The sequence below is a fragment of the Rhizomicrobium sp. genome (genome assembly GCF_056722145.1).
Window position 1 is genome coordinate 1 of record NZ_JBWZET010000177.1, and the last position, 4,048, is coordinate 4,048.

Sequence of the window (4,048 nt, forward strand, 5' to 3'; positions counted from 1 at the left end):
GCCGCGAGCTTCCAACAACATGCCAGATATCCTTGGTGTGTGTCAGGGGTTGCAACAGGTATTTTCTCCTGAACGTATCAGGGTCGTCGTACTCGCACCCGATCAAACAGGAGGGCAATCTAGCGCGCTGACAACAATTGAGGTGGACGCGTTACGGAGGCTCGACGTCGAAGTGTTGACCATCGACGCACGTCGAGGTGAGCAACCTGCCGAACCTGGCAACATTCGAATTTTGGCAGACTTTTTTGATTTCACTTGAGGTGCGATTTGTCGGCCCGTCCGACCAACGGCAGGTCAAACTTCAAGTGGTGAACAAAACGCTCCTCCGCTACCACTAACCCCCACACTTTGGGGGTAACGCGACTCGAATAGGATGAGCGGGTCGAGCTTTCCTTGGATGTCTAGGATGACGCCTCCGCGCTTTTCCGGGTCTGGATGAACGGTGACTTGTGTCACGATCTCCCTGAGGGCTGTAAGCGGAGCCCTGCTCCCACCTTGCAGTTGTAGGAAGCAGCGCCGAGTCTTCGCGCCCTGATCGGGCTGGGGTGCGCTGCTACTATGATAATCTCGGGTGATGATCCTGTGAGCAAAGGTGCGCAGCGGTTCGAGGTATTCACGGGCGCGGGCAAGCGGCGCGAGTGGCCGCCCGAGATGAAGATGTCGATCGTAGCCGAGTGTTGCGCTGGTGAAGGCGTCAGCGCCGTAGCGCGTCGGCACGGGCTGGATCCGTCGCAAGTCTATGCCTGGCGGCGGGATTTGCGGAAGCAGTTCGAGGCCGACGGCCTCATAGCGGCAACACCAGATTCGGAAGCGCCGGTCTTCGTGCCCGCCGTGATCGACGCGGTTGCAGCGGGTGATCCGGCTCCCACACGTCGTCCGCGGCGCCGGCGGCGAGCGAACGCAGCAGCGGTCGAATTGGAGATCGACGGCGTCGCGGTGAAGATCGGCCGCGATGCCGATGCCAGCGTGATTGCTGCGGTGATCGAAGCGCTCAGGGCAACGCGATGATCGGACCCGGCGGTTCTTTGGGTGCTGGCGCGCGCGTGATGGTCGCGACGCGCCCGGTGGATTTTCGCAAGGGCCCTGACGCGCTGGCAGCGCTGGTCGGTGCCGAGTACGGCGGCGATGCCTATTCCAGCGTGATCTACGCTCACCAAACTCGCCGATGGTCATCCGGCAAATGGATGCCTCGAAAAACCTCTGGCGAGTAGCAGGCTGAAATGATTCACTGCCCCTGACGACGAGCGGAGGCGGTGATGGCGCGGCAGGCCGGGTTTTGGGATTACGAGGAACATCTGGCGTGGCTGACCAAGGGCGGCGATCCACTGGTGACGCTGTCCGAGGGGGTTGATTTCGAGCCGTTTCGCTATCGGCTGGAGAAGGCGCTGAAGCGCTCGGATGGCTCGAAGGGCGGTCGTCCGCCCTATGACCCGGTGCTGATGTTCAAGGTCCTGGTGGACAAGACCCCGTTCGCCGACTGGGCGCACCTGCTGGGGGCTATCCGGCAGCAAGGCAGCGACCTGCTCGTCACACTGGACGCCGCCGACACCCTGCTGCTCAAGAACGTGTCGTTGGCAAGCTTCACGTCGGCGGATGCGAAGTTTGTTTGATGTTCAGCCGATCGGGGACGCCCCTACCCTGCAAGGCTGGTGCGGATGCCGTCCTCCCATTGCGCCAGCATCCGCATGCCGATCTCCTCGAATGCGGGGTTCGCGCGCATATGCCGGCGAACGTCATCCATCGTCTCGAACACGGCCTCCGCAATCGCCGCGAGCATGGCCTTGAGCGTCGCCGGCGAGCCGATCTGGCGGGTGGTTCCGAAGGCGAGTAGCTGCCTTGCCGACGGCCACCGGGTCGAACCGTCCAGCGTCAGCGCCATCTGGTCGGCGGGGATGTAGGCCGTGGTGGTCACGAGGTCGTAGACCGGTGCCAGCGCCACGTCGCCGTCGATGTCGTCATAGACGATCCCGAAGTTCTTGAGGTGCGCATCGCCGTTGCGCAGGGCGGCATTGAGCGCGATCATGCGGAAGAGGATTTCCGACCCCTCCCCCACCCGGTTCGGCGATGCGAACTCCCGGAAGCGCTTGAGCACGGCCGTTTCGTAGGACCCGCGGTATTTGTCGGCAGTGCCCCGGGCGTTGAGGACGCAGAAATCCTCGAAGCCCCGGTAGCGCCCGTCGGGGCGCAGATCGAAGCGGTCGATGACCAGCGCCCGCCCGTCTTCCGACATCTGATAGCGCGGCACGGGCAGCCCACATCGTTCCGCTGCCTTGAGGCAGAAGAATTCGTTCGCCGCGAGCTGCGGATATTGGTCTTCCCAGAATTTGACGATGTGGGTGGCACCCTGGATGCTCGTGCGCTCGCCCGCGCCGGGCTCAAGGCCCCAGGCAGCATCGTCGCGGATCAGCAGCTTGGGCTGAACCCCGCTGACCCCGGAATAGGCAGCGAAACGATCGAGCAGATACTGGAACAGATTGCCGTCCCGACGACTGGCGAGGAGTTCATCGACCGACTGGAACGGAACCGCCTGATCGAGTGTGGCCTGCGCGTCGGTATAGCGCAGCCGCCCCACCTGCGAGCGCCCGACAATCGCCAGCAGGTCAAGGTCGTCGAAGGTGCCGGTAGCCTTGGCGAAAGCCATGCGCAGCCGCTCCCGCAAGGCCCCTTCGGGCAAATTCATCTCGAAAATCGGTGCCAGGCCGAAATCACTGTCCCATGACGCGAGGCGGACTGGCATCGTGATCGACACGGCATCGCGCGCCTCCGCACCGGCGGAATAGGCAAACGCCGTTCCGCGCAGGCCTTTGGCGCCCAGCAGCCCGGCACCCCGCCCATCGGTCCACACCTTGATGGTCATGCCGGCCCGTCCGCCTCGTCGCGAAGGTCCTCGAGCGTCGGCCGTCCGCGGTTGGCCTCGGCCAGCCTCAGGGTCAGCCCCAGCGCGGCGAGAATACGGCCCACCTTGCCGAAACCCAATTCCGCCGCGCGCCCGTTTTCCAGCGCATCAAGCGTGGAACGCCCGATCCGCGCGCGCCGGGCCAGCTCGGCCTGCGTCAAGCGCTGCGCATTGCGATGCTGCGCAATCAACGGGCCAAGGGCGGAAAGGTCCAACATGTTGCATCGTATATCAGGCAGTATCGGGACAATCAACCCATATGCACAATATATGAGGTACATTAAATCCTTCGTCACGCCCAAAACAAAACCCCCACCAGTTTCCCGGTGAGGGTCTTGTGAACAGAGGAATCTCTGTATCAGTGCTTCGATAAGATAATTTCCGGGCCCCGCCGAAGCGATTGATCATCCTTCACAGTGAAGCTCTGTTACCGTGATTTACCTACCGATTTGCCGACATCACAATTGCCGATTGACGTGGTCCGGTCAAGGCACTTCTCTCAAAACAAAGGAGAAAATGATGACGGGCCTCGTTTTCGGAATCGATCAGGGCATCGCCTCGTGCGGATGGGCCGTGCTGCGACACCCGACGCCGGAAAATCCGACCGGCGAGATCATCGCCATGGGGTCGTGGATGTTCGACGTTCCCGAAACCGACAAAGAACGCACGCCTACCAACCAGATCCGACGGGGCAACCGCCTGCTGCGCCGCGTGATCCGCCGTCGCGCACAGCGCATGGCCGAAATCCGCCGCCTGTTTCACGCTCGCGGCTTGCTGGCGGGGCAGGACCCGGATGCGTTGAAGCGTGCCGGACTTGATCCCTGGGAACTGCGCGTACGCGGCCTCGACAAGGCGCTGGCACCTGCCGAATTTGCGGTGGCGCTGGGCCATATCGCCAAGCGAAGCGCGCCCAGCTCCATCGACCAGCGGTCGTTCGGCCGCAGCGGCACCGGCATCGGCGTGCGACTGCCGCGAGCCCGTTTGCGCCCGCGCCGACGGCGTACCGACAGACCCTCCTCCCGATACAGCCGGTAGAGCTTCTTGTGGTTCATGATGTGCCCCTTGCGCTCCAGCATGACGCCGACACGGCGATAGCCGAACCGCCGACGCAGGCCGGCGATCTCGCGCATTGCTTCGCGGATCACAGCATGG

General features: G+C 63.1%; 4 protein-coding genes and 3 pseudogenes. 4 read left to right on the forward strand and 3 right to left on the reverse strand.

Annotated features, from left to right (window positions below; genetic code table 11):
- The 4 genes and pseudogenes from AC1P6P_RS09355 to AC1P6P_RS09370 form a co-directional block, all read left to right on the forward strand.
- A pseudogene (locus AC1P6P_RS09355) lies at window positions 1–259 on the forward strand (hypothetical protein); the annotation flags it as partial.
- Between the two features lie 323 nt (window positions 260–582).
- Complete coding sequence (gene tnpA, locus AC1P6P_RS09360) at window positions 583–1,008, forward strand: IS66-like element accessory protein TnpA (protein ID WP_481402173.1); 426 nt, start codon at window positions 583–585, stop codon at window positions 1,006–1,008.
- Window positions 1,005–1,211 carry an IS66 family insertion sequence element accessory protein TnpB gene (gene tnpB / locus AC1P6P_RS09365; RefSeq protein WP_481402174.1) on the forward strand — a complete coding sequence of 69 codons (207 nt, stop codon included), beginning with the start codon at window positions 1,005–1,007 and terminating at the stop codon, window positions 1,209–1,211. Before tnpA ends, tnpB begins: the two co-directional genes overlap by 4 nt.
- 45 nt (window positions 1,212–1,256) lie before the next feature.
- Window positions 1,257–1,466 (forward strand): annotated as a pseudogene (locus AC1P6P_RS09370) (transposase); the annotation flags it as partial.
- A gap of 167 nt (window positions 1,467–1,633) precedes the next feature.
- Here the strand turns inward: AC1P6P_RS09370 and AC1P6P_RS09375 are convergent.
- From AC1P6P_RS09375 to AC1P6P_RS09385, 3 genes and pseudogenes are all read right to left on the reverse strand, one after another.
- Complete coding sequence (locus tag AC1P6P_RS09375) at window positions 1,634–2,857, reverse strand: type II toxin-antitoxin system HipA family toxin (RefSeq protein ID WP_481402175.1); 1,224 nt, start codon at window positions 2,855–2,857, stop codon at window positions 1,634–1,636.
- Window positions 2,854–3,114 carry a helix-turn-helix domain-containing protein gene (locus AC1P6P_RS09380; RefSeq protein WP_481402176.1) on the reverse strand — a complete coding sequence of 87 codons (261 nt, stop codon included), beginning with the start codon at window positions 3,112–3,114 and terminating at the stop codon, window positions 2,854–2,856. Before AC1P6P_RS09380 ends, AC1P6P_RS09375 begins: the two co-directional genes overlap by 4 nt.
- 696 nt (window positions 3,115–3,810) lie before the next feature.
- Window positions 3,811–4,048: pseudogene (locus AC1P6P_RS09385) on the reverse strand (IS3 family transposase); the annotation flags it as partial.